Origin of the sequence: Demequina flava (genome assembly GCF_000975035.1) — a bacterium.
Lineage (GTDB): Bacteria > Actinomycetota > Actinomycetes > Actinomycetales > Demequinaceae > Demequina > Demequina flava.
On record NZ_BBRA01000002.1, the window covers coordinates 146,623 to 167,681 of the forward strand.

Here is a 21,059-nt window from a genome sequence, read left to right on the forward strand (position 1 = left end):
CGCGGATCTAGGCATCGCGTGGCGGCAACGTAGGTCCGGCAGTGTGCCCGAGGGTAGAGAGTCGACGGCAGCGTTAGAGCAATTGCTCTTCAAGCAATGGCCTACATGCGCAGGCAACTACCAGCGCGAACGTTCGTAGTCCTTGAGGAAGAGGCCGAACAAAACTTCGCCGGCTTCTCCGCGCACGATGGGGTCGTAGACCCGCGCCGCCCCGTCCACGAGGTCTAGTGGCGCATGGAAGCCTTCGGTCGCTAGGCGAACCTTGGTGGGGTGCGGCCGCTCATCAGTGATCCAGCCGGTGTCGACGCTCGTCATGAGAATCTGATCCGTCTCAAACATCTCACGAGCGCTGGTGCGGGTGAGCATGTTGACCGCAGCCTTCGCCATATTGGTGTGCGGGTGTCCTGGACCCTTGTAGCCGCGTTCGAAGACCCCTTCCATGGCAGAGACATTCACGACGTGGCTCCTGCGCTCGGGTTGTACGGCGGCGGCCATGGCCATGCTGGCGCGTAAGCGATTGACAAGGATGAATGGTGCAGTCGAATTGCATAGCTGCACCTCGAGAAGCTCCCGAGCATCGACCTGGCCCACGCTTTGCACCCATGAGTTCGTGTCGTGCAGATCGGGAACGAGACCGCCCGCGTCAATGGCGGAGCCGTCTGCGAGCTTGTCCAACGAACTCGATCCCGGGGCAAGGGCTAGATCCGTCAATTGCTGCGCCTGCGAGGACGCGGTTTCCGCCGCGTGAGCCGACGCCAGCAACGGGTGAACGGCAATCGAGGACTCCAACGACTGTGGGTGCTCGTCGACCGTGCGGCCCAGGGTCAGGAGTTGTGGCCCTCGCCCCTCCTCCCACAGGCCCTGTTCCAAGGGAGCCGATTCTGCATCGGCCAATGGCGCATAGGCACCAGGGGAGCGCCGTACCGTTTGGGCGGCATTGTTGATGAGGATGTCGAGCGGTCCCACTGCCGCAACGGAGTCTGCCAGCGCCACCACCTGCGAGGGATCACGCAGGTCGATCCCCACCACGGTCAAGCGGTGAAGCCAGTCACTGGCATCGTCCATGGCGGCAAATCGACGTACCGCGTCGCGTGGGAAGCGCGTGGTAATCGTCAGGTCCGCACCGTCACGCAGCAATCGCAACGCGATGTGCATGCCGATCTTTGCGCGCCCTCCGGTGAGCAGTGCACGACGACCTCGCAGGTCTGTGCGCGCATGCCGCTTCTGGTGGTTCAATTCCGCACAGGCCGGGCACAGCTGGTGGTAGAAGGCATCGACCGTCGTGTACTTCTCTTTGCAGATGTAGCAGGGGCGAGCCTTCGTGTATGTGCCTGCCACGGGAGCCTCAGCACGTGCGGTCAAGGTGAGGCCGCGCGTTTCGTCGTCGATACGGTCGGGCGCACCGGTGGCGGTTGCCGCCACCACCGCGGAGTCAGCAGCAAAAATCGCAGCGCGTCGTTGACTCTTGTGTGCACGCTTGGCGGCCTTGATCATCTTCGCGGTGGCGTTACGGACAGTCACGAAGTCGGGGCTGGACTGATCCATCTCGCTGACAATCCGCAACACCTCGAGCGTGGTGGCAAGTTGAGCGGGATCGATGGCAGGAGTGTCACCGGGCGAGGTGGTGGGGGTAGGCACCCGGAAGATTCTACTCAAGTCACGTCCAGCCGGACAGCTGATGCCGTGACTGGGTGCCGCGGACTAGAACGCGTTTTGCAGTTCGCAGACGATATCTGCGTCCACGGTAGTGCCGTCTTCAAGGATTCCAGCGAAGCGGACTTCCACGATGTCGCGACTACCGTCGGCGGTGCGCGGACCCAACTCGGTCAACGTCGTGATCACGCCGTCGGCGGTGGGGTCATCTACTCCTGCAGCTCCCATGAGGTCACGGAACGTGAACTCCTCTTTATTGATGGCAACGTAGTTCATCGCAATGTCCTCGTGGGCAGCCACGTTGTCGATTGCGATCACCGTGACGATGTCGCCCTCGTTCAAGTCGCCCACGTCCTCCGCACCGTTGTTACGGCTAATTTCACAGTCCCCAAGGAAGTCAGAGAACTCGACTCCATCAACATGAAGGCTGGCGGTGCCGACATCTTCCGATACATAAGAAACCGATTCTGCTGTGTCCTCATTGTCAGCATCGTCGAGGTCTTGGACGGGGGAGGGGGACTCGGCTACGGTCGCAGACCCCGATGCCCCCGAAGGTTCTGCCTCCGCACTCGTTGGATCGGTCCCCTCCGAGGTGGAGCACGCAGCCACCAGCGCAACCGCCACCGCGGCGATTGCGCTGACCCTCAGTTGGCGTGCCCACCTGAAGGAACCAGAGTGCGGGGACAAGCGCGCAGTTTTCATGCCATCTATCGTGCGCGCTGAGGCGTCCGTTCCGCCATACGTCGTTCGACGTATGTGCGCGGGTACTGTGACGGAGTATGGACGTAATCGATGCTGACGCGCAGATGGTGCTCGGCGTCGCGAGCAAGCTCACCGAGTATCCAGCACTTGGGTTTGCTGACGTCCTCGAGTGTCTACGCGGAGTCATTTCTTGTGACAGCGCTTCCTTCAATGACATGGTGATCGCTACCCGTGATTTTCGATACGTGTTGGTGCCCGAAGTTGCGGTCTCGCTTGCCACTCGGCTCAAGCCGGAATACGACAAGTACTTTCACCAACATCCATTGATTGCCGCAGCAACCTCCACTCGGGGGCTTGGCGCCATTCGCTTTAGCGACGTCGAGCACGGCGCTGAGTTCCCATCGTCCGACCTCTTTCGTTACTTTTACGAGCCGTTCAACATCAGGTATCAACTCGTCATCGAGTTGCCTTCTCCACCCGACGTCGTAGTCGGCTACGCACTCAACCGAAGTCAAGAGATGGGGGAGTTCAGTGACCGCGACGTGGCGATCATGAACGCACTCAGTGGACATCTCGCGATGCATCACCGCACCTCGCTGGATACGGAACGTGCGGTGCTGGTGGACGCGGAGATGGATCGGTATGCGTGGGCCGTGGCGTCTGTGCGTTCCGACGGCTGGGTAGAAGCGTCGTCGTCTGAAGTACTCCAGGTAGGGACGCGCGTTCCGAACTCGATTCTTGCGCTCGTGGCCAAGCCCGCCGCAGCAGGTCAATCAGAGTCTCGCCACGAGGTCATGATGGGGACTCAACGGTGGCAGTGCATTGTGCATCCCGTGAGGCTAGGTCCCACCGTGGTGCTTCTTCGCAGACACCAGGATGCTGCGGCGGACGCCCAAGCATTGGTGGACGAGGGACTGACACGCCGGCAGGCCGATGTGGTGATTGCCCTTGCTCGCTCGGGCGGCTCCAACCGCGCGCTGGGACGGGAACTCGGAATGTCCGAAGCGACGGTAAAGAAGCACCTCGAGAGCATCTTCCGGGCCTTGGGGATCACGAGCCGTGCGGAAGCGGTGCTTTACCTGCATGGCCTGACAGGTGGCGGCAATGGTCCTTGAAGTGGCCACTCGTCATATCGACTTGTCGCGCTAAAGGACCCCGAGCAATCCCACTGTGAGCGCGACCATCATCACGATCGCCATCGGGTACCCAAGGCCCAGGGCAGCTCTGCACCCAAGATCGACTGCGCCGTCACCGGCGGCGCTACGATCTAGCGCACCCGCCGTGATTCGCGTCAGCGGGCGGATGCTGCGCGCACGGGTTGTCGCAGAATGGTCCGCCACTTCTCGGGTGCCGCCTTACGGATGTCACTCAAGTAGATCTCGTGGTGGCGGCCTGTCAGCGCGAGCCCCTGGGACGGAATGAACTCGTCGTGCAGTTGCGCGAGCACAGGCCCTTCCTCGTCGAACGGGCCCACGTGCAGGGTTTGGACACATGTTCCTTCGTCGAGCGTTTCCAATCGGACCCGGTCGAGCCCTACTGGAGCCGACTTTGCTCTGACTGTCCCGACAGCACTGGCCGTCATCTCCGGCCCGATCCAGTCGGGTGTCATGATCATGAGGTTCCACAGCCACTGTGACTTGTCGCGCCGGCTCGTAAAGACCGTCATGTCGTCTGCCCACCACAACCCCTCCAGCGGCGGCACAACGTAGTCACGACCAAGATCGACCTTGCTCATGAACTTGAGGGTGTAAGCCACGGGATAGAGCGCCGCGAGAGCCTCGCGATAGGAACTGGAGGTGCCTGGTTCTCCTTTGCCCTCGACCATGAGGTATTGCATCTCTGGCACGTCCAGCAAGCGGAACTGTCCCTTGCGTGCCGCATAGGCGTCTAGGGACTTTTTGAAGTCGATCTTGGCGCTCACACGGGACCCTTCAACTGTGGTTTCTAATCAAGGAAGATGTCGGGGAAAATCGCGTCGTCGGGCGTGCCGGGGACGGCGGCGTAGCGAGAAAAGTCGTCTACTCCCACGGACTCCAACACATCTTCCACGATCAGCGACTCGCCCGTCAGCTCCTTCGCAGGGCTCGTCAAGACGACGTGCGCCGCGTCAGCGTAAATGTCCGGCGTGCGGCTCACGCGCATGAGCCGGTCGCCGCCAATGACGTTCTTGACGGCGGCGGTAGCGATCGTGGTGCGTGGCCACAGGGTGTTTGCGGCCACGCCCTGGTCTGCGAACTCGGCTGCGAGCCCCAGCGTCGCCATGCTCATGCCAAACTTCGCCATCGAGTAAGCGGTGTGAGCGCCCAGCCAGCGGGCGGTGGTGTTGAGCGGGGGCGCCAACGACAGGATGTGCGGATTCTCGGCCTTGAGAAGGTGGGGGAGTGCAGCCCTCGAAAGCATGAATGTGCCCCGAACATTGACGTCCTGCATCAGGTCGTACTTCTTCGCGGCGACCTCGCCGCTGCCGCTGAGGTCGATCACGCTGGCGTTGTTGACCACGATGTCAATGCCGCCAAAGGTCGACACCGCCTCGGACACCGCCCGCGCAATGTCGTCGTCGTTGCGAACGTCACCCACGACCGCCACAGGCTGTCCACCGGCCGCGACGACAGCATCGGCCGCTGTATGGACCGTGCCCTCTAACTTGGGATGCGGCTGATCCGTCTTGGCCAAGAGCACGATGTTGGCTCCATCGCGCGCGGCGCGCAAGGCAATCGCGAGCCCGATGCCGCGACTTCCGCCGGACATCACGATGGTCTTGCCGTTAAGCGTTGCATCAGTCATGAGCGCTGTCCCTGCTTGGCGGCGAAGGCGGCGATTCGTGCCTGGGCCTCGGGCGTTCCGTAGGCCTGGCCGATGCTGTGGGCTTCATCGCGCAAAGACTCACCAAAACTGCGGTCGGCTGAGGCGCGCACCAGGCGAGCAGCGTGCCCCAGGGCGGCGCTGGCTCCCGTGGACCACTGTTGTGCGATCTGAGCGGCCCGGGCGTCGGGATCGTCCACTATCTCGTTGATGAGTCCCCAGTCCTGCGCGGTGGAAGCATCAAGGTCGCGGGAGGTCAGGAGCATTTCTAGTGCCCTACGCTCACCCACAGCCCGCGTGAGGAGCGTGCTGACCCCCAAGTCCGGAGTGAGACCGATGTCTGCGTACTTGCCGGCCACGCGAAGGCTTGGCGCTGCCACGATGTAGTCGGCCGCGAGCATGAGGCCGATTCCGCCACCCGCGACGGCGCCGTGGACCGCAGCGACCACGGGTTTCGCGCACGAGACCAACGATTGGATGCCTTCATGAATGACGTGTGCGGCTTGTGTCACGTCGGAGCTCGATGCGCCTAAGCCAGCCATCGCAAGCACATCGCCGCCCGCACAGAAGGCAGGGCCTTCCGCGCTGAGGACGATGGCGCGGACGTCGTCCGCTTCCACGGCAGCGAGAACCGCATCGCGATAGGCGCGCCCGCCCTCGAAGTCAATTGCGTTCAAGCGCTCCGGCCTAGAGAGCCGTAGGTGAGCGATTCCACCGTGATGGGTCGCAACGAGATAGGGGCGCATGAGTACTCCAGGGGGTCGACAATGATCCGTGCCCCCATGCTGACACGCTGAACGCCGTTCGCGACGGGTAGTACCGGGTACTTATCCGAATCTCGCGAACGGCGCTTGCGGTGTTAGCCCTTGCGGTGGCGGGGCTTGCGCTCGTGGCGCTCGTTGCCGGTGAAGGTCTGCTTCTTCTCGTCCCGCTTGCCGCCGCCGTATCCGCGAGAATCGCCGTCGCGGCTGCGACCGCCGCCCTGACGGGGCCCGCCTGGACCGCGGTCCTTCTCGATGTCGATCAGGACACCAGAGATGCGTGTGCGGGACAGCCGGCCGAGGACGTCGCCGGGCAAGTCCGCGGGCAACTCCACCAAGGAGAAGTCCGGCTTGATCGTGATGCGACCAAAGTCGCCACGGTCCAAACCGCCCTCGTTCGCGAGCGCGCCGACAATCTGTCGGGGCTCGACCTTGTGACGGCGACCCACAGCGATCCTGTATGCGACGAAGTTGCCTGAAGAACTATTGCGACGCGGGCCACGATCACCGCGGTCTCCGCGGTCGGGACGGTCGCCGCGTTCCTTGCGCTCGGAGAATCCTGCGGGCTTCACGTGCTCGTTGGGGTCCAAGAGCAGGGGAGTGTCACCCTGTGCGACGATCGCGAGCGCGGCTGCCACATCCACCTCGGGCACATCGTGGTGCTCGACGTAGTGGTTGATGATGTCGCGGAAGCGGTCAACGCGTTCGCGCTTGTCGAGTGCGGCGGTGATCGAGTCGTCGAAGCGTGACAGGCGGGTCGCGTTGACGTCGTCGGCGCTCGGAAGGGACATCGGCGTCAGCGGCTGCTTCGTGGCACGCTCGATCGACTTGAGGCGGCCGCGTTCGCGAGGCGTCACAAAGCTAATGGCGTCGCCGGTGCGGCCTGCACGGCCGGTACGGCCGACGCGGTGCACGTACGACTCGTTGTCGATCGGGAGGTCGTAGTTGATGACGTGGCTGATGCGTTCGACGTCGAGTCCGCGAGCGGCAACGTCCGTCGCGACCACGATGTCGAGCTTGCCATCGCGCAGTTGAGCGATGATGCGCTCGCGCTGGGGCTGTGCCACATCGCCACTGATGGCAGCGGCCGCGTAGCCACGTGCGCGGAGCTTCTCGGCGACCGTTTCCGTCTCGTTCTTAGTGCGAGTGAAGACAATCATCGCCGCGAAGTTCTCGACCTCAAGAATGCGGGTCAAAGCGTCGAGCTTCTGCTGGTACGCCGATACCAGGTAGCGCTGAGTGATCGTCGACGACGTCGCGGTCGAGCGCTTGACAGTGATTTCTTTCGGGTTGTTCAGGTACTTCTGCGACAGGCGACGGATCTGCGTGGGCATGGTTGCGGAGAAGAGCGCAACCTGCTTGCTGTCGGGAGTTGACGCGAGAATCGTCTCGACGTCCTCCGCGAAGCCCATCTTGAGCATCTCGTCAGCCTCATCGAGAACCAGGTAGTCCAGTTCAGACAGGTCGAGCGTGCCCTTGTCGAGGTGGTCCATGATGCGACCAGGGGTGCCCACCACAATGTCGACGCCGCGGCGTAATGCACTGAGCTGGACGCCATATCCCTGTCCGCCGTAGACGGGCAGGATGTGGACGCCGGTGCGGTGACCCGCATATTGCTCGAAGGCTTCACAGACCTGCAGCGCGAGTTCGCGCGTTGGAGCCAGAACCAGGGCGCGCGGCTTCTTGCGCCCTGGGGTCAAGCGGTCGAGGATCGGTAACGCGAACGCGGCCGTCTTACCGGTGCCTGTCTGTGCCATTCCGATGACGTCATTGCCCTCGAGCAGTAGGGGGATCGTCTCGGCTTGGATGGCGGAGGGCTTCTCGTAGCCCATCGCGCGCACCGCCTTGAGGATGGTCTCGGACAACCCCAGGTCGGCAAACGTCTGGGTCTCATCGGGGGTGGCGGTGGCGGATTCTGTTGTACTCACACCTACTATCGTCCCACCTGTCGCGTACTTCGGCTTGCCGCCGCGCAGGTTGGTCCCACTTCATCCGGCCGATGCTGGGGCCCGCTAGTCATCATCGCCCGCCTCATCGTCGGTTTCGAAGAGGTTCACTGCGGACTCTTCGACGTCGGGCTTGGCGGGTGCGCTGAACGTTCCCACAGAGGTCGCGACGTACTCAAGATGCCACCACTCGGGCTTGGATCCGCCTGAGCGTGCCCAAGCGGGGTGCACCCATCCGTAGTCGGCGCCGTTGGCAGCCATCCACTGGGCGGCATCGTAATCAAAGTCGACTGCCATGCCCCACCCGTGGTTTGAGGTACCGGGAATCGCTGCCATGTAGCCCTTCGAAGCGCGGGTGGCGACCTGAGAGGAATAGGTGCGGTAGCTGTCCGTCATCTCCAAGTGGCGCCCGGTCTGGGCGTAGTAGTCAGCATCGGCCCGCTCCAGTGACGCGGCTGCGTCGCACTGCAATACGTGTCCGGGAGCGAAGTCGATCTCGCACAAACTCGCCGAGGAGATGTTGCCGTTGGACCCCGACACTCCTGTTGGCTGTCCGCTCCAACCATTCTGGTGTAACGCGACGGCGGTGCGGTTCGCTGCCTGCCACTCGACGATGGCGTCGTCATACGTTGCCTCGTACCCGGAGAGAGCTTCCTCGTTCTCCTCGTCGATGCGCTCGTTCTCTGCGTCGACCCACGCCTGGTGGGAGCTCTTCACTGCCTCCACGGATGCGTCGAACGTGTCCCGGGCCTCGGTCGTGGCGCCAATGTAGTTGGCGACCGCGTCTGCGTCCTCCGCAGCGAAGTCATCCTCGACGGCTTCTTCGAGCGCGGCGTGCGCGTCGAGTGCTGCGTCGACCAGTTCCGGATCCTCAACGGACTCGCGCAGTTCCGGCAAGACGTCTTCGATCTGAGCGTTGAGGTCCTCCATCTGGCTGGGGAGGTCCTCGGCCTGAGCAAGGTTGCGCTCGTGCGCGGCAGTCTTCGAGGTCTCCTCGAGCTGGTCGACCGACTCGTTTACTTCTTGGGCCGCCGCTTCAATGTCAGCGATCGCTGCATCGATCTGGACTTTTGCGGCGCGGGCTTCCTCGGGGTCTTCGACTTCACCCTCGAGAACCTTCGCGACATCCACCCGAGCCTTAACCTCATCTGGGTCAGTTGTCGCGGCCGCCGGTGCCTCGGACACAGGGGTCAGGCTCGGCGATACGGGGGCGGCCTCGCCTGCGGGTTCAGGAGTCGTGGTGATGTCCGTGCCGGGAGTCTCTGCAGGCTCCGCAGTTGGGGTGGGTTCAGGAGTGGCGCTCGTCGCAGTGGGCTCGTCGGTGGGCGTCACGGCCTCGACGGCCAACACGCGCTTATCTGCCACGGGCTGAGCGTCATCAGTTGCCACGGGGGTCGATGCTGCGGCGTCGGCGGCCTTGGCCGTCGCGGCGTCAACGTCTTGCGCGGCGTCGGCGACAGGTTCGTCGTCCGCGACCTCGGCGGCCTCCGCAGCCACGGCATCGGCCCGTGCAAGGGACTCTTCGAGCTCCTCGTGGCGCTCGGTCAGTTCGGCCGCTGCTGCGCGTGCCTGGGATACCGCGATGTGTTTGTCGATCGCGAAGGCGCTCTGGGCGCCGACCATGCCGGTGCCGAAGGCGGCGAGCACGACTGTGAGGACGAAATGGGGACGGAAACGATCAAAGGAGAAGTTCATATGGGGGGAGGGGGTGGGGGAAGGTGGTGCGGTTCCACACCCCCGGGGACGATGGCGTGGTCGCGTCAGCGCATTGCGCAGCGATTCTCAGCCTCGGTGCCGAAGGGCCGGACCATCTTACATTACGTTTTGGTAACAACACGTAGGACTTGGGTCCGTGGACATTGACAGGTGTCTAACGAGCGTGCCCAAGCAGCAGTTCCCAAGCCTTCAGAGACGGCTACCCCCTCCGCGATATGAACGACACCTCAACGCGCCGGAGACCACCACCGAAGGCTGATAGCGCTCCTGGAAACTGCACAAATTGGGTTGTGTTCCACATGCTTCACGAGTACACCGGGTCCAGCGCCACGACCGCCCAGAATGTCGCAGGCACAGTGGAGGGCGCCATGCTGAATCTCTGTGGATCGTCTCAACACACGATCGCGTATGCGGCTAAGGAGTCCGTCACGGGTCTACCCACATTGGAAGGCTGATGGCGCCATCGGCACCCTGTTTGCGCGTCATCTCGCCGCGAACGAGGCGGCCACCCCCACTGACTCGCCTTACAGCGCCGATCCCTTCGCAGGTGATGCGTCAGGAATCGGAGCAGAACTACGTGATAGGACGCGCCGTATTTGGCGCTTGAGTCTTAGCGCACTACTCAGGCTGCGCGTGGGTTGTGGGAGGGTTGACGGCATGTCGGTCCCTCACGATCCGCGCTCGGCTATTCCTCCCGCCCTTGGTGGTACACGCGATCCGGGCGACGCTTGGGTGGTGGCCGCCGATGGCACCAAGTACTGGGGGCGCTTTGGCGCTGCGGGGCTTGTGGCAGTCGATCCCACCAGGGGAGTGCTGCTTCAACACCGTGCGACGTGGAGTCACCACGGCGGCACGTGGGGAATTCCTGGCGGCGCGCTCCACCAGGGTGAGACGGCTCTGACCGGTGCCCTGCGTGAAGCGCATGAGGAAGCCGGCGTCCCGCTCAGCGCGATTCGTCCGCGGCTCACGTGGGTCGCGGATATGGGTGTGTGGAGCTATACGACCGTCATCGCTGACGTCACCACTCCCTTTGAACCCGCGATCGGGGATGCGGAGAGCATCGCCTTGGAGTGGGTTTCGGTCGAAGAGCTCTCACTTGATCGCGCCACGGGACGGCGACCACTACACCCCGCGCTCGAGGCCGGGACCCATGGGCTTTTTGAGGCCATGAACCGCAGGCCCCACATCGTGATCGACGCGGCAAATGTGGTGGGCTCGACGCTGGACGGGTGGTGGAAGGACCGCCAAGGAGCCACGCAACGCCTTGTCGACTCACTTGCACACCTGTCGGTTCGTGGCCTTGCGGCTGAGTCTCTCAACTTCCCGGGGTCAACGTGGTTTCCGCCCATCTCTGTGGTCACCGAGGGCAAGGCTCGCGGCGTCCGCGGGCACGCGGAAGTCAACATCGTGGAGGCTCCGGGGGAAGGGGACGATGCCGTGGTTGAGCTGGTCACGGCGCTGCGGGCTCAGGGAGAGGAACCCCTCGTTGTCACCTCCGACCGGGAGCTTCAGACGCGTGTGCACGCCGCGGACGGTGTGGCGCGCTCAGTGAGGTGGATTCAGGACCAGCTCAGTTAGCTGTTGAACAGCTATCTGAGCGCTGAGCGAAGAAACTCCCCGACGTCGAGAAGTTCTTGTTCGCTCACGCTGTGCCCGAGGCCTGCGTAAACGCGGGACGTGAGGGATGTGTGTGAGGTGAGCCATCGCTCGGTGCGCTCAACCGCCGCGTCCCAGATGACGCCGTCGCTCTCGCCTCGACCCCAGAACACGGAAGGCGCAAGGCTACTCAAGCCAGCATCGGCCCTTTCTCCTTCTTCGGTGATAAACCCGGCCAACACGACCGTCGCCGCTACTTGTTGTGGGCGGGTACGCAGTAGTTGAGTTGCCATGAGCCCGCCTTGTGAAAACCCCACGGGAATAACCGTGCGGTCACCCAGTTCCTGATCGAGGAAGGACCACAGAGCCTCCGTGGCCTCATCGACCGGTGTCTGCGAGGGCTCATCGGGGAGCGTCAGCGGAAACCACGCCGCCGCTCCGCCGCCCATTGCCAATGGCGCCCGCACCGACACCCACGGCAAGTGGCGCGGCAACCACGCAGCAATTCCAGGTAGGTCGTGCTCGTGGGAACCATAGCCGTGCAGCAAAACCATGACGGGTGCATCCGCGGCGGCGGTGGCAAAGTTCTGGGACGCGACACATGCGGGAATCTCCATGGCGCCAGTATGCCCGCCATGCTTGACTGGACACTTCGGCACGGAACCGTGCCGTGCCCCATGACGGAAGGATGACCATGACTGCAACCAGCAAGGCCACCACACTTTGGCGCGGCGGACTCGCCGATGGCTCGGGAACAACGGCTCTAGGGTCAAAGGTCGCGACCGTTTCTGTTGACTGGAAGGCCCGTTCCGAAGGGAGCGCGGACACCACGACACCCGAAGAACTTCTCGCCGCTGCCCACGCCTCTTGCTATGCGATGGCCCTGTCACATGAGCTCGGCGGAAACGACACTCCTCCCGAAGAGGTCGATGTCGCCGTCGAGGTCGACTTTGTCCCCGGAGAGGGTGTCAAGGAGAGTCGTTTGAGCGTCACGGCCAAGGTTCCTGGTATCTCGGACGACGAGTTTCAGCGCATCGCCAATGCCGCCAAGGAAGGCTGCCCCATTTCGCAGGCGCTTGCCGGAGTCACCATCACATTGACGTCCGCAACCCTCGCTTAGCCGTTACCGGAGTTGATAAAGCACGTTGTACTATGCTTCTCAACTTCCTACCGCTAGTCGGCTAGGGGGCTGTTGACGAAGCTGAGGAGCAGTACCCATGCGTTTCCAGAAGACCACCGTTGTACGTGGACTATCCGTTCTCGCGATCGCTGGCATGGCCGGTACCTTGCTGGCGACCAGCGCGAGTGCGGACCTGCCCCCTGGTTACCCACTTCCCGCCGTCGATGGCATCATCCCCGGCGGCAACCCCGCAGGCGGCAACTGGGGCGTGTGTGAGCCTGGTGTCGACCCCGCGACAGATTGCGCTGACAACGTCTGGGGCGAGCCACAGACGGGCGTGGGTTACCAAGGCGTTGACAACGCCGCCAACGTCATTGTCGGCGGCGATTTCGCTACAGGGGCTGGTGCGGCGGAGTCCGAGGGCTTGCTCGTTGTGTTCGGCTCCGCGACTTTCCCAACCGAAACGTCGGGTTACTCGATCGGTGTGGCCGGAGTCGGTTCCCGTGTGACGCCCGAGAACTCCGCCGATATGTTCCTGGTCGGAGGGGATGCAACGGTCGCAGATAGCGAGAACGTCACGGTTGGAGACTTCAACGGGGGTTACCGCTACGGAAATATTGGTGTCGGAGGCAGCACAAACTTCAATAATGCTGCGCCTACGCCCAACACCTGGGGCACACTGGGGAATATTGATGAGGCGTCGGATACATCGGTCCCGGAGCCGAACGAGTGGAACGAGCTTCTCGATTCTGGTGCGACGAATGTCCAGTTGGATCAGTACCGAGAGCTCGTAGGCGATGGGCAGACGCCCGGCCTCATGACCGTGTACTCACAGATGTGTTACTCGGAACTGGCAACGGAGCCTGTGTCGCTGGCTGAGTACACCGGGGGGACCCGGACCGTGCACCAGGGAACAATCACTCCGTCGGGGACCGAGTTGATTCTCTCCGGCGACGGAACGTCCGACATCCAAACCTTCAATTTTGCAGGATCGTCCATCGACCTTGATGTGCTAGAGATGGAGTTCGAGGGGATCCCTGACGACGCAGCAATTCTCATCAACTTCGAAGCCACCGACTCCATCGACATCACGGTCAACTCCTTCAACACCGTGGGCGGTTCAGCATCGGACTTCTTCATTAACACGACACAACGCATCCTGTGGAACATTCCATATGCGCAGGACATCGTCATTGAGGGCTCCGCACAGTATCCAGGCTCGTGGCTGATCGGAAACGCGGCGTCGGACACGAATATGGCGACGACCAACACGAATGGCCGGTTGTACACGCCGGGCAACCTCCTGCAGGGCGGCCCCGTGAACGACCTCACGGGACTCGAATTCCACAACTATCCATTCACCGCCGGTCTGGCTTGTTTGACCGACTCGATCCCCATTGGGGACTTCTCGGTGGTCAAGGAGATCACGGGCAGCGCGACGACGGAGGTTCCTAGCGACGCAGAGTTCACCGTGAACTACACGACCAGTCCCGACGCAGGTAGCGGCACGCTCACCGTTCCGGCTGACGCCACGGTGGTCGTTTCGGACGAGTTCCCCGCTGGGACCGAGGTAACGCTGACGGAAGTGCAGCCCGCCGACACCGACGACGTCAATTGGGGAACCCCGAGCTTTGTGGGACCAAACGGCACGACGACGGATTCGGTCACGTTTACGGTCGGAGAAGACACGACCACGTCGATCACGGTTGTGAACACTGCGGACGTACCCCCGGCGCCGCCAAGCCCGAGCCCATCGCCGTCGCCTTCGACCTCGGTGACACCGTCGCCCTCGCCATCACCATCGACTTCAATGCCGACGTCGCCGTCGCCTAGCCCTTCGCACACGAATGGCGGCGAGTTGCCTGCGACTGGTGCTGATAGCGAGCAGACCGCAATTACCGTCGGATTTGCTGTGCTGCTGTTCGGCGCTGGAGTCGCACTCCTGATCGCTCGTCGCCGGAGCTAAGAAGCCGGTGTGAACCGAGAGGGGCCCTCAACCACAGTGGTTGAGGGCCCCTCTCGGTGTTTTCCCCGGATTGCGGGTCGAGATGCCTAGATGTTCCAGTGGGTGAACGAGCCCCCAACGGCTGTTGCCGCGACAGGCATCTCACGAAGCGTGTCAATGTCGCACATCAGCGGGTTCTCGTCGAGTACGACCAAGTCAGCAGTGGCTCCGACGTGGAGGCGCCGGCCATCGACGCTTGCCGCGATTGCCTGTTCGCGTGTGAGCGATTCAGCCGCGTTCCAAGGCTCGCGCTCGTCCGCGCTGCGGTGGACGGCTGCGCAGATAGCCCGCCACGGGTCGAGAGGTGCCACGGGTGCATCTGATCCCAGCGCGATCACCGCGCCTGCGTTGGCCAGTGACGCGAAGGGGAAGCAGCGATCTGCGCGGTCCGGCCAGAGCTTTGCTGTGGCGTCGCGGTCGTCCCACAGGTGTTCGGGTTGTACTGACGCAGTGATTCCCATGTGCGCGAACCGCGCCAGGTCATCGGGCCGCACAAGTTGAGCATGTTCGATGCTGCCGCGTGCTCCAGAGGAGGCAAACGCATCGAGAGCGTGCGTCACGGCCGCATCTCCGATGGCGTGGACCGCCACAGCGAACCCTGTCTCTACTGCGCGGTTCAAGAGTGCGATCGTGTCGTCGGGGGAAACCGTGAGGTCACCAACATGGGTTGTCCCGGGGTACGGATCGTGGCAGTACGCAGTACGGGTATTGAGTGAGCCATCCGTGATGATCTTGAGCGGCCCGACCGTCAGCAGACCGTTGGTGCCCTCGATGGCCGCCCCGGTGCGAAGCCCCGCTGAAACTCGGGCGTCGAACTCGCCGGGATAGAAGCCCGAGCGCACCCGGAAGGCCTGGAGCCCGCGGGACATGCGGTACGCCCAACCGTCCAGATTCTGCGCCATTTCAAGATCGACAATGCCTACGATTCCGCGTGATGCCGCAGCAGCTGCCGCGGAGGAGAACGCGACGTCCTCGTCACCGGGCGCCTCACGGTCAAGTCGCATCTGGAGGGCGAACGCTTCGTCCTCGCGGACCACGCCACCTGTTGACAGCGAAAAGCGGTCCCGAGCGGCTGTGTTGACCCAACACGCGTGCATGTCGCCGGAAAGCAGGATCACAGGACGCGTCGGAGCCACGTCATCCAGCACCGCGGCCGTCGCCTCGTCATCCCACAACGCATCGCGGTAGCCGTAACCAATAAGTGGCTCTTCGTGGTCGTACTCGGCTACAAGTCGTGCGGCGACAATCTGAGCGACACCTACCGCGGAGGTCGCGCCGGACACATCGAGTCGCCGGCGGACGATTGCCCACTGCGTGAAGTGCACATGCTGGTCCCACAAGCCCGGCATCGCCCACCGGCCCTCGAGATCGACGTCGTAGTCGGCCGTCTTGGGAAGCGACTCGACGAGCACGCCTTCGTGAATGTGGAGCGTCGTTGGCTCGTCAGTGCCGACGATGCGAACGTTGCGAAGTGAATAGGTCGTCATGCGGCGCGGATCTCCGGTGTCTCAAGGGCGAGGTTGTGCCAGCGGCCATGATATCCGCGTGCACGTCGATAGGATCCAGGCATGCCGAAGAGTCCGCCACCCGCTCGTTACGTCGGCGGGTTTTTCACTGGCGTGCAAGATGTGCTGGTTGCTACAAAAGCATGGCGGACCCACGGTCGCACGATGGCCTGGGGCGTGCTGCCAGCAGTGATCGCCGGGTTCCTCCTGGTGACTGCCGTCGTGAGCATTGCAATCGCCTCTCCGAAGGTGGGGGAGTGGAGCGCGGATCAACTCTCGGCCAGCGGATGGTGGCACACCCTTCTCCAATGGGCCGTGGCCATAGGGCTCGTTGTCGCAACCGGGTTGATCGCCATTAAGCTCTTCGTCTCGATCGCGTTAATTATTGGACAACCGTTCTACGAGCGCATCAGCGCGGACGTCGATGACCTTAATCCAGCCGATGCTGCGGCTGAGGAACGCTGGTGGGTCACCACGGCAAGGGGTGTGGGGGACGCGCTGAGGCTCCTTGCGATCTCACTGCCGACCGCGGCAGTCAGCTTCGGGGTGGGATTTGTGCCGGTTGTCGGGGCTGTCATTGGTTTCTGCCTGAGCGCCGCGATAGGTGGCTGGCTTGTGGGACTCGAGTTGACCGCGTATCCGAGCGCCCGGCGCGGAGCCGTCACCTTGCGGCAGCGCAGAGCCTTGCTGGCAACAGACCGGGCGCGTGCGTGGGGGATGGGCACTGCGGCCTATCTGCTGATGCTGATTCCAGGTGCGGCCCTCGTCGTGCTACCCGTGGGGATGGTCGCCGCGACCAAAGTAGTCAGTCAACTGCATCAAGCGGCGCTGCAGCGTCCCGAAGGGCATTAAGGACGACGGCGATTCCTGGTTCTCCGGCGGAGGACTCGCGCATTGCGGCAAAGACGGTGCGGCGCTGGTCAGGTGCATGGGTCATCGCAGTCACAGCGGCGGATGCTCGCTCCAGAAACAGGGACGGTAGGAACGCGACCGCGTGTCCGGACTCGACGAGAGCGAGGTGCGCTTGTAGGTCGGAAGTTTCGAACCGCACGTCGGGCTCAAAACCCGCGGCGCGGCAAGCCTGTTCGCCATAGTGGCGTGTCGCCGTGCCTTGGGGCTCCATCACCCAAGGAAGATTCACGCAATCGGCGAGACCCGCGACATCCTTGTGACGCTGTGCTTCGGGGCTGACGCAGAGCCTGATCGTGTCTCTGACAAGGGTTTCTTGCGTGAGGCCCTTATAGAGCGGCGCGCGGTGGTGCGGGTACTCCTCGGCAACAACGATGTCGTAGTCGCGCGCCCATGTATCGCGTAGGGCGGATTCCGGCTCCACCTGAGTCATGCGCAGTCGCAAGAGCGGGGCGCGGTCGCGAAGTGCATCGAGGGTGGCCGGCAATAAGGCTAGCGCCGCTGATTGAAAGATCGCGAGGTGAACCTCGCCGCGCAGTTCCGGAGAGTTGGCCGAAACCGCGGCTTCTGCGCGTTCCAATGCGTCGAGCACATCAGTCGACGATTGCGCCAAGGCGGTGCCTGCCGGAGTCAGCACCAGGTTGCGCCCTACACGTCGCACCAGGGGCACACGTGCTTGGCGAGCTAGTGAGGTCAGTTGTTGAGAGACCGCGGACGGCGTGTAGCCCAGAGCCTGTGCCGTCGCTGCCACTGTGCCCCGCTCGGCGAACTCCACAAGCGTGCGGAGTAGTTGGGAATCAAGCATGCCCCAATGTTAAGCATTGCTGTATGAAAAGCAACACAAAGCATCGCTGGTGCTGACGTACACCTTGAGTTCACACTGATGTGATGAGCATCGACGCACAGTCCCCCTCCACTGCGCCGCACACCACTTCACCTCACGGTGAGGCCGACGCCGCTGTCGCCCTCGCACGTGAGTGGAACAAGCAGGCAGCGGGAGTTCGCGGACACCTAGGCAGCACCCTGATGAACGACATGTTGGCAGCACCCGGCGGATTGTCGTTCCTGACCGCACTCATGGACGGAATGTTCCGTCCCGAAGACCCAAAGGTGGCGGCGCAAGCACTGCGCACGGCCGCCAGCGAGGTTCCCAAGGACGTGGCATGGCCAGTCCGCGCAAGCGTGCGTTTGGGTGGCGTGGCGGCTCGGATTGCGCCTGGAATGACGGCTGCGTTTGGGCAGCGCATCGTTCGAGGCATCGTTGGGCACCTCGTCGTTGACGCCCGTGACCGCCAGTTGTCGAAGCAATTGCGCAGTCTGCGCAGTGGCGGGGCAGAGGTGAACCTGAACCTGCTGGGAGAGGCTGTGCTCGGTCGGGCTGAGGCGGACCGTCGCGTAGAGCGCACCGCCGCGCTCATCGCTCACCCCGACGTCGACTATGTCTCGATCAAGGTCTCGGCGGCAGTTGGCCCGCACTCGCACTGGGCCGTCGAAGAGACCATTCCGGATGTCGTGGAAGCACTGCGGCCCTTGTACGTGGACGCCAAGCGCCACGGCGGTGTGTTCATCAACCTCGACATGGAGGAGTACCACGACCTCGAAATGACGGTCGAGGTCTTTACGCGCCTCATGTCCGAGCCCGACCTGAGCGACCTCAGTGCTGGAATTGTGTTGCAGGGTTACCTGCCTGAATCGCTCAGCGCGCTGGAGAAGCTCCAGAAGTTCGCGGTCGACCGAGTTGCCCGCGGCGGGGCACCGCTAAAGGTGCGCTTGGTCAAGGGGGCCAACCTTTCGATGGAGAAGGTCCAGGCCGAGATTCGGGGCTGGCGCAACGCGCCCTGGGACTCCAAGTTGGAGACGGACGCTCACTACAAGCGCGTCGTTGACGCCGCTCTCGACCCCGACACCATTGACGCTCTTCATGTTGGTCTTGCCGGCCACAACCTGTTTGACATCGCGCTCGCCGTGAACCGCGCAAAGGAGCGCGGCCTATCCCGCGGCGTCGACGTCGAGATGCTGTTGGGCATGGCTCCGGGACAGATGGCCGCGGTGGCCTCTGACACCGGCCCGATCCGGCTCTACACACCGGCCGTCGACCCTCGCGACTTTGATGTCGCGCTGGCTTATCTCGCGCGCCGCCTTGAGGAAGTTGCGTCGGCTGGCAACTATGTGGCCGACGCGGCACGCTTTGGCCGTTCGGATGAGGCTTTGCAGCGTCAGGAGAAGGCCTTCCGCGAGGCGTACGCCCTCTCGCTCGAGTCTCCGTCGCGCCTGCGTGGGCGCCAGCCACAAGATGCTCAGTCCCAAGACCTCGGTGCATTTGCCAACGCCGCAGACACGGACCCTGCAATCCCCGAGTCGCGGGCACAGATGCGCGCCGCCGTAATGCAGGCGCCAACCGCCGGTATTGGTGAAGCCACCGTCGCGGCCCACACCATCAGCTCCCATGAGCACCTGGATCAGGTCATTGGAACCGCCCACACCGCTGGGCAGTCGTGGGGACGCACCACCGGTGCTTACCGCGCAAAGGCACTGATGGCTATTGCCGACGCCCTTGAGGCGGCGCGTCCCCAATTGGTCGAGGTAACAGCGGCAGAGGCCGGTAAGACCATCGAGCAGTCGGACCCCGAAGTATCCGAGGCGATCGACTTTGCACGCTTCTACGCAACCAGCGCTGCGGAACTCGACAACACTCCTGGATCTCGGCCGGTGCCGCGCGCTCTCACGCTCGTGACCCCGCCGTGGAACTTCCCAGTTGCTATCCCGGCGGGCTCGGCGCTCGCTGCGTTGGCTGCCGGCAGCGCAGTGCTCATGAAGCCCTCTTCGGAAGCGGTGCGTTGCGCGGCCGTACTGACGTCCGTCATGCGCGATGCGCTCGCTGAGGCTGGTTTCGACCCAGAAGTGCTGCAGTTTGCCCCGATGTCGTCTCGCACGTACGGCGATGCCCTGCTTGGCGACCTGCGCATCGATCAGGTGATCCTCACCGGCGGGTTCGAGACCGCTGAGAAGTTCTTGGAGATCCAGCCGGAACTTGATGTGCGTGCGGAGACGTCGGGCAAGAACGCCATGATCATCACCCCGCACGCAGACCTCGATCTGGCGGCTGCTGATCTGGTCTACTCCGCATTTGGGCACGCGGGCCAGAAGTGCTCGGCGGCCTCGCTCGTTGTGCTTGTCGGTTCAGTCGCTGAGTCAGAGCGGTTGCGCACCCAGGTCATTGACGCCGTCACGACCTTGCGCGTTGGTCGACCTTGGGACCCCACAACGCAGATGGGGCCAGTCATCAAGGAGCCCACGGACAAGCTTCTGCGCGCACTGACGACCCTCGAGCCGGGGGAGAGCTGGTGGGTTCAGCCTGAGCGCCTGGGCGAGGCGCTGTGGACTCCGGGAGTGAAAGCGCCCGTGACCCGTGGATCGTGGTTCCACCTCACCGAGTGCTTTGGGCCAGTCCTTGGCGTGATGACGGCGCCGACGCTTGAGGAAGCGGTCGCGATGGTCAACGACATCGACTACGGCCTGACCTCGGGCATCCACTCGCTAGACGAGGATGAGATCCGCTACTGGATCGACCACGTCGAGGCCGGAAACCTGTACGTCAACCGCAGCACGACCGGTGCCATTGTTCAGCGACAGCCATTCGGTGGATGGAAGCGGTCCGTCGTGGGACCGACTGTGAAGGCTGGCGGCGTTCACTATGTCCCGTCACTCACGAACTGGACACGGGTCCCTGACGAGGGCTCGCCCGCCGTCACGCCCAATGCATCGGTGTCACGCCTTCTGGACCAGTCAAAGGCCTCGCCCTGGGTGCGGTCTGCGGCGGCGCGAGACGAAAGTGAGTGGCAGACGCGGTTTGGCGTGGGTCTTGATCCCACAGACATGGCCTCGGAGTTCAACGTCTCCCGCTACCGCGCATTCCACACTCCGATCCTGTGGGATGGGGTGTCCACGGATGACCTAGTGCGCGTGGTCGCAGCCTCGATTCGCGCGCTCGACAGTGCCCACGTGGTGGTGCGGCCCGAACACGAGGACAGCGTGCGAACGCTCCTCGGTGCACACGCACAGGTATCGGTTCTCAAGGACCAAGAGATCGTCAGCGTTGCACGTGACGCCGGTCGCATTCGCATTGTGGGCGAGGTGCCAACTGGACTGCGAGGTGTTGCAGACATCGCGGTGTACAGCACGCCAGTGACGGGTGCGGCGCGTCTCGAGATGGTCCCGTTCCTGAGGGAACAGGCAGTCTCCGTGACAGCTCACCGCTACGGAACGCCATTTCCCCCAGCGGCGCGCATTCGCACCGACTTGATCGACAAGGGCGACGTCACGCGCTAAACGCGCGGCGGTTCA

Annotated in this window: 16 protein-coding genes; 6 read left to right on the forward strand and 10 right to left on the reverse strand. The window is 63.3% G+C overall.

What is annotated here, in order from left to right; translation table 11 throughout:
• Positions 1-117: 117 nt before the first annotated feature.
• Positions 118-1,638: an SDR family NAD(P)-dependent oxidoreductase gene (locus tag AOP74_RS09215; protein WP_061962091.1), complete on the reverse strand. Its 1,521-nt coding sequence runs from the start codon at positions 1,636-1,638 to the stop codon at positions 118-120.
• Between the two features lie 63 nt (positions 1,639-1,701).
• Positions 1,702-2,355, reverse strand: a complete 654-nt coding sequence (locus AOP74_RS09220; RefSeq protein WP_152649261.1) for a hypothetical protein — start codon at positions 2,353-2,355, stop codon at positions 1,702-1,704.
• Between the two features lie 77 nt (positions 2,356-2,432).
• Here AOP74_RS09220 and AOP74_RS09225 point away from each other — a divergent pair, with 77 nt between their 5' ends.
• The gene (locus AOP74_RS09225) at positions 2,433-3,470 is read left to right on the forward strand and encodes a helix-turn-helix transcriptional regulator (protein ID WP_061962093.1); all 1,038 of its coding nucleotides are present in this window, start codon (positions 2,433-2,435) and stop codon (positions 3,468-3,470) included.
• 176 nt (positions 3,471-3,646) lie between these two features.
• Here AOP74_RS09225 and AOP74_RS09230 read toward each other — a convergent pair whose 3' ends face one another.
• The 5 genes from AOP74_RS09230 to AOP74_RS09250 form a co-directional block, all read right to left on the reverse strand.
• On the reverse strand, positions 3,647-4,276 hold the full coding sequence (locus AOP74_RS09230) for a GyrI-like domain-containing protein (protein WP_061962094.1): 630 nt from the start codon (positions 4,274-4,276) through the stop codon (positions 3,647-3,649).
• A gap of 23 nt (positions 4,277-4,299) precedes the next feature.
• Positions 4,300-5,139, reverse strand: coding sequence for an SDR family oxidoreductase (locus tag AOP74_RS09235; protein WP_061962095.1), 840 nt, complete (start codon positions 5,137-5,139; stop codon positions 4,300-4,302).
• Entirely contained in the window at positions 5,136-5,834 is a 699-nt protein-coding gene (locus tag AOP74_RS09240; protein WP_236683796.1) for an enoyl-CoA hydratase/isomerase family protein, read from the reverse strand. The genes AOP74_RS09235 and AOP74_RS09240 overlap by 4 nt, the downstream gene beginning before the upstream one ends.
• 182 nt (positions 5,835-6,016) lie before the next feature.
• Entirely contained in the window at positions 6,017-7,846 is a 1,830-nt protein-coding gene (locus AOP74_RS09245; RefSeq protein ID WP_061962097.1) for a DEAD/DEAH box helicase, read from the reverse strand.
• An 84-nt stretch (positions 7,847-7,930) separates the two neighbouring features.
• Positions 7,931-9,559, reverse strand: a complete 1,629-nt coding sequence (locus AOP74_RS09250) for a M15 family metallopeptidase (protein ID WP_061962098.1) — start codon at positions 9,557-9,559, stop codon at positions 7,931-7,933.
• 678 nt (positions 9,560-10,237) lie between these two features.
• Between AOP74_RS09250 and AOP74_RS09255 the strand changes: the two genes are divergently transcribed.
• Positions 10,238-11,158 carry an NUDIX domain-containing protein gene (locus tag AOP74_RS09255; protein WP_061962099.1) on the forward strand — a complete coding sequence of 307 codons (921 nt, stop codon included), beginning with the start codon at positions 10,238-10,240 and terminating at the stop codon, positions 11,156-11,158.
• 11 nt (positions 11,159-11,169) lie between these two features.
• Here AOP74_RS09255 and AOP74_RS09260 read toward each other — a convergent pair whose 3' ends face one another.
• Positions 11,170-11,793 (reverse strand): alpha/beta hydrolase, encoded by a 624-nt coding sequence (locus AOP74_RS09260; RefSeq protein WP_061962100.1) that lies wholly within the window; start codon positions 11,791-11,793, stop codon positions 11,170-11,172.
• A gap of 77 nt (positions 11,794-11,870) precedes the next feature.
• Between AOP74_RS09260 and AOP74_RS09265 the strand changes: the two genes are divergently transcribed.
• Positions 11,871-12,296, forward strand: coding sequence for an OsmC family peroxiredoxin (locus AOP74_RS09265; protein WP_061962589.1), 426 nt, complete (start codon positions 11,871-11,873; stop codon positions 12,294-12,296).
• Between the two features lie 97 nt (positions 12,297-12,393).
• Positions 12,394-14,262: a choice-of-anchor A family protein gene (locus AOP74_RS09270; RefSeq protein ID WP_061962101.1), complete on the forward strand. Its 1,869-nt coding sequence runs from the start codon at positions 12,394-12,396 to the stop codon at positions 14,260-14,262.
• Between the two features lie 86 nt (positions 14,263-14,348).
• Here AOP74_RS09270 and AOP74_RS09275 read toward each other — a convergent pair whose 3' ends face one another.
• Positions 14,349-15,788 carry an amidohydrolase gene (locus tag AOP74_RS09275; RefSeq protein ID WP_061962102.1) on the reverse strand — a complete coding sequence of 480 codons (1,440 nt, stop codon included), beginning with the start codon at positions 15,786-15,788 and terminating at the stop codon, positions 14,349-14,351.
• An 81-nt stretch (positions 15,789-15,869) separates the two neighbouring features.
• Between AOP74_RS09275 and AOP74_RS09280 the strand changes: the two genes are divergently transcribed.
• Positions 15,870-16,658, forward strand: a complete 789-nt coding sequence (locus AOP74_RS09280) for an EI24 domain-containing protein (protein WP_082096232.1) — start codon at positions 15,870-15,872, stop codon at positions 16,656-16,658.
• Here AOP74_RS09280 and AOP74_RS09285 read toward each other — a convergent pair.
• Positions 16,612-17,520 carry a LysR family transcriptional regulator gene (locus AOP74_RS09285; RefSeq protein WP_061962104.1) on the reverse strand — a complete coding sequence of 303 codons (909 nt, stop codon included), beginning with the start codon at positions 17,518-17,520 and terminating at the stop codon, positions 16,612-16,614. The genes AOP74_RS09280 and AOP74_RS09285 overlap by 47 nt on opposite strands.
• 83 nt (positions 17,521-17,603) lie before the next feature.
• Between AOP74_RS09285 and AOP74_RS09290 the strand changes: the two genes are divergently transcribed.
• Positions 17,604-21,044 carry a proline dehydrogenase family protein gene (locus tag AOP74_RS09290; RefSeq protein ID WP_061962105.1) on the forward strand — a complete coding sequence of 1,147 codons (3,441 nt, stop codon included), beginning with the start codon at positions 17,604-17,606 and terminating at the stop codon, positions 21,042-21,044.
• The last annotated feature ends 15 nt before the right edge of the window (positions 21,045-21,059 follow it).

What these genes read in the sequence shown, in the direction of transcription:
- AOP74_RS09285 (WP_061962104.1), bottom strand. Translation starts at nt 17,520, where the DNA reads ATGCTTGATTCCCAACTACTCCGCACGCTTGTGGAGTTCGCCGAGCGG.
- AOP74_RS09250 (WP_061962098.1), bottom strand. Translation starts at nt 9,559, where the DNA reads ATGAACTTCTCCTTTGATCGTTTCCGTCCCCATTTCGTCCTCACAGTC.
- AOP74_RS09280 (WP_082096232.1), top strand. Translation starts at nt 15,870, where the DNA reads ATGCCGAAGAGTCCGCCACCCGCTCGTTACGTCGGCGGGTTTTTCACT.
- AOP74_RS09235 (WP_061962095.1), bottom strand. Translation starts at nt 5,139, where the DNA reads ATGACTGATGCAACGCTTAACGGCAAGACCATCGTGATGTCCGGCGGA.
- AOP74_RS09255 (WP_061962099.1), top strand. Translation starts at nt 10,238, where the DNA reads ATGTCGGTCCCTCACGATCCGCGCTCGGCTATTCCTCCCGCCCTTGGT.
- AOP74_RS09225 (WP_061962093.1), top strand. Translation starts at nt 2,433, where the DNA reads ATGGACGTAATCGATGCTGACGCGCAGATGGTGCTCGGCGTCGCGAGC.
- AOP74_RS09265 (WP_061962589.1), top strand. Translation starts at nt 11,871, where the DNA reads ATGACTGCAACCAGCAAGGCCACCACACTTTGGCGCGGCGGACTCGCC.
- AOP74_RS09220 (WP_152649261.1), bottom strand. Translation starts at nt 2,355, where the DNA reads ATGAAAACTGCGCGCTTGTCCCCGCACTCTGGTTCCTTCAGGTGGGCA.
- AOP74_RS09275 (WP_061962102.1), bottom strand. Translation starts at nt 15,788, where the DNA reads ATGACGACCTATTCACTTCGCAACGTTCGCATCGTCGGCACTGACGAG.
- AOP74_RS09270 (WP_061962101.1), top strand. Translation starts at nt 12,394, where the DNA reads ATGCGTTTCCAGAAGACCACCGTTGTACGTGGACTATCCGTTCTCGCG.
- AOP74_RS09290 (WP_061962105.1), top strand. Translation starts at nt 17,604, where the DNA reads ATGAGCATCGACGCACAGTCCCCCTCCACTGCGCCGCACACCACTTCA.
- AOP74_RS09260 (WP_061962100.1), bottom strand. Translation starts at nt 11,793, where the DNA reads ATGGAGATTCCCGCATGTGTCGCGTCCCAGAACTTTGCCACCGCCGCC.